The organism is Bacillus tequilensis KCTC 13622 (assembly GCF_000507145.1).
GTDB lineage: Bacteria > Bacillota > Bacilli > Bacillales > Bacillaceae > Bacillus > Bacillus tequilensis.
Genome location: NZ_AYTO01000013.1, coordinates 1 through 1,559, shown reverse-complemented (window position 1 = coordinate 1,559; position 1,559 = coordinate 1). Strand labels below are relative to the sequence as shown.

General features: G+C 40.9%; 1 protein-coding gene. It reads right to left on the bottom strand.

Annotation, left to right across the window (positions count from 1 at the left end):
- Positions 1-105 precede the first annotated feature (105 nt).
- A complete protein-coding gene (locus V756_RS1000000123320) occupies positions 106-1,458 on the bottom strand; it encodes an IS1182 family transposase (RefSeq protein WP_024713943.1) in 1,353 nt (450 codons plus the stop codon).
- Positions 1,459-1,559 lie beyond the last annotated feature (101 nt).

Below are 1,559 nucleotides of genomic sequence, written 5' to 3'. Positions count from 1 at the left end.
TCAGCTTGTAGAGAAAACGGTGTTTTTTCTACAAGCTTTTTTGTTTTGTGCTGTTTCTTTACATATTCATCTGATTTCAGGTGCAGAAAAAGCACTCCCACATGCCTAGCCTTGCTTGGCTAGGTATGTGGCAATCTTCTTCATGTTCTGGCATGCGGCTGTGAGGAGAACTTGTTCACTCACATTTCGTTTTCCCCTCAACCTGCAATAGCGAAGCCCATGCAGTTGTTTTGAATCTGCAAAGCTTCGCTCTATTTTTTCTTTTCTTTTTTTGTAGAGGTTTTTTCCTGAAACAGACAAGCGATTTTGTCTGACCTTTTCTTTATGATCTTCCCATACATGCCGAGTAATCACTTTCTGCTGATTCTTTGATTTTGTACAGTTTTTAAGCAGCGGGCATGAGGAACATATTTCAGGATTTGATTTGTATGACCGGTAGCCTTTTCGGTCAGTTGTTGAGTATGTAAGTGTTTGGTGATTTGGACAAATGTATCTGTCTTGTTCACTGTCATAATGAAATTTCCATTTTGGAAACAACCCTCGGGTAGGGTGATAACGTCTATGTGCGATGACACCAAAGATTTGTCGGTCAGATAATCCTTTACAGATCGGAGTAGTTAAATATCCGGAATCAAGGGCGACGGCTTCTACTTGAAAACCAAATCGGGCGATTTGGTGATCCAATCGGTCAAGATAGGGCACAGAATCATGGACATTCCCGGGTGTGACATAGGCATCGGTGATAATGTTGAATTTCATATCTGTTGTACGGTGATCTAAATAGAAAAAACCTTCTGGTTTGTTTTCACGATACAGATAGCCACTTTCCGGATCGGTTGTACTGTGGCGGATCTCTTTTTCAGCTTTCACCTCCTCTTTGGCTGTTAATGGCTTTTTTCCGTGTTCCTCCCGATCCTCTTGAATGGCTTCATTTAAATCCTTGATATAGTTTTGGGTATCCTGCGCAATTGTTTTTCTTGTGTATTTATGCCTGTTGGCATTGGCTTTAAGGTGTGTGGAGTCAGTGAATAGGACTCGTCCGCCCACCATGTCGTGGTTGATGGCCTGAAGAACGATCTCATCAAAGATGTCTTGGAAGATGGTTGTATCTTTAAAGCGTGTGCGTCTGTTCCAGCTGATGGTGGAGTGGTGCGGAACTGGATCATTTATGTTCAATCCAAGAAACCATCTGTACGCCATATTGTAGTAAATTTCTTTTTCAAGTTGTCTTTCTGAACGGATACCATAGAGGTATCCGATAAACATCATTTTAAATAAAATAAGCGGATCAAGTGAGGGGCGGCCTTTATTTTCACTGTAGTAAGGTTTAACCTTTTCAATGATGAAAGAGAAGTCTATGTATTGATCAATTTTCCGAAGCAGGTGATCCTCTTCGACGAGTTGGTCAAGCAGAACAAATTCGGCTGTGTTTTGAGAAGAGTTTCTTGTGTGGAACATGAGAAAGACACCGTCCTTTTCAGTCTTTCTTTTATTTTATTACAGGGGAATTGATATTTTAAGGGAAAAATAAAGGCTGTCGAGATTTTCTCGACAGCCTG